The 2021-nt window shown below is 61.6% G+C and carries 2 protein-coding genes and 1 pseudogene; 1 reads left to right on the top strand and 2 read right to left on the bottom strand.

The features are described 5' to 3' along the window. Positions 1 to 320 (bottom strand): annotated as a pseudogene (locus EN781_RS31400) (RraA family protein); the annotation flags it as partial. A gap of 158 nt (positions 321 to 478) precedes the next feature. On the opposite strand from EN781_RS31400, the gene EN781_RS31395 reads away from it, so the two are divergent. Continuing rightward, entirely contained in the window at positions 479 to 1426 is a 948-nt protein-coding gene (locus EN781_RS31395; RefSeq protein WP_245455423.1) for a LysR family transcriptional regulator, read from the top strand. A gap of 52 nt (positions 1427 to 1478) precedes the next feature. Here the strand turns inward: EN781_RS31395 and EN781_RS31390 are convergent. Next, positions 1479 to 2021: MBL fold metallo-hydrolase (locus EN781_RS31390; RefSeq protein ID WP_145965744.1), on the bottom strand; the 543-nt coding region annotated here is incomplete at its 5' end.

The following is a 2021-nucleotide window of genomic DNA, read 5'->3' as shown; positions in this document are numbered from 1 at the left end:
GCTTCGAACTCCGCCATGCGATTGACGTGGTTTCTCGCCGTCTCGTAGACATGCTCGCGCTGCAGGATGTTGCGCACCGTGAGCGCCGGACCGACAATCGAAGCCGAGGGCAAGGTCGGCTTCAGCGTCGATGCGCCGACGACACCGGTGATGCCAAGCTCATCCATAATATCCGAAATGACGCTCGTGGCGTCGCCGATCCGCTTGAAGCCGTCGATCAATTCCTTCGACGGCCGCGGCGTTCGCATCAATCGGATGCGCTCGGCGCTGATCTTGCCGGTGAGCTTCGGCAATACGTCCGCGAAAGCGAGATCATTCATGACGTGTCCTCTGTTTTGTACGGAGCTTTTACCACCGGCTGCGAGGTTCACGTATTCACTCGCATGTGTTCGGCTGCTCGTTCGAAACAGGATTGCCTGTCCGGTTCGGCGCGTCCAATTTAGATTTAGACACGAGCATCATTTCCCAGGTGAATAACGTGCGCCTCGATCTGAACCTGATCGCAGTCCTTGAAGCCATCATGCTGGAAAGAAATGTAACGCGCGCGGCCTCGAGCCTGGCGATGAGTCAACCTGCGGTCAGCAATGCCCTGCGGCGCGCCCGCAAGCTGACCAAGGACCAGCTCTTTCTCAAGACCGCGTCCGGGGTCGAACCTACTTCACGCATGGTCGCGATGTGGCCTGAACTTCATCGTTCGCTTACGGCAATCCGTGCCTCCTTCGCGCCCGACGACTTCGATCCCGCATCGGGCGCGACCAGTTTCCGGATCGCGATCACAGACAGTCTGGCGATGGAAGCGGTCAGCGCGATCGCACTGAGGTTACAGGCAGCGTCCCCACGCGCCCGCGTTTCTTTCGCCATCCATACCCATGAGGCCTCGCTGGACGCAATCGATCGCGGCACGCTCGACTGCGCGGTAGGCATGTTTGCCTCGCTGCCGAGAGAAGTGCATGTGCAAAGTCTGCGGACGGATCGCTATGTCTGCGTCATGCGCAGCGGGCACGATCTGGCCCAGGGCCTGACCCTGGACCAGTTCACCGCTGCGGCGCATGTTCTGGTGACCCCATCAGGCCTGGGGCTGGGATTGGTGGATGGCTGGCTCAGCCTGACGGGGCGCACAAGGACGATCGCTGCCGTGGTCAATCATTTTTCCGACGCGCTGAGGATCGTCTCGCGCAGTGACCTTCTCACCTGCGTGCCGCTTGGCTTTTTCAGCGGGCCCTGGCGCGCCGTCACTGATGAGCCCCGGTTGGTGGTGCGAGACCTGCCGTTCGAGACGGAGAAACTGCTCTACAAGCTGATCTGGCACGAACGACTGCACACCCACCCCGCCCACCAATGGTTTCGGGCACTGGTAGCAGACGTTTGCGGATCACCCTTGGGTGTCCCGCCGAGTGGAAAAGAAGCCTCCGCTGGGCAGGTGTAGCCTGCCTTGCGAAGCGGAACGACTTACGCGCGACTGTGCTCCCGGCAAACGTCTAGCCGTAGTTCAAGGGCACATAGGTGTAGACATTCTCGGCGTCGTGGCGCACGCGACCCAGGCCGGGAAACGATATGTGCGCGCCGCCGACGATGTAGCCGTTCTTTGCCGCATCCGCGAAAGCCAGCCTGTGCACGTTTTCGGCCTCCGAAGCGTCCCCATCGTACCCGATGGTGACGGAGGGATCTTTGAATTGCACGGCAGCGACATGCACGACGTCGCCCCACAGCACGACCTTCTCGCACCCGCTCTCGACCACGTACATGGTGTGCCCGGGAGTGTGCCCGTAGGCTGCCTGGGCGCGCACGCCGGGCACGAGGTCGGTGTCGCCTTCGAAGACGGCGAGCTTGCCGGCTCGCATATAGGGCGTGATCGATGCGACCGCGGCTTCAAAAAACCGCCTCGCCTCTGCCGGAGCAGCGCGCAGGCTTGCCTCGCTAAGCCAGAAGTCCGTGTCCCGTTTGTCGACACGCACGATTGCATTGGGAAAGACCCGATCGTTGCCGGCCATAAGACCACCGACATGATCCGTGTGCAGATG

This window comes from Mesorhizobium sp. M4A.F.Ca.ET.090.04.2.1, from assembly GCF_003999085.1.
GTDB lineage: Bacteria > Pseudomonadota > Alphaproteobacteria > Rhizobiales > Rhizobiaceae > Mesorhizobium.
This window is presented reverse-complemented; position numbering and strand designations above follow the sequence as displayed.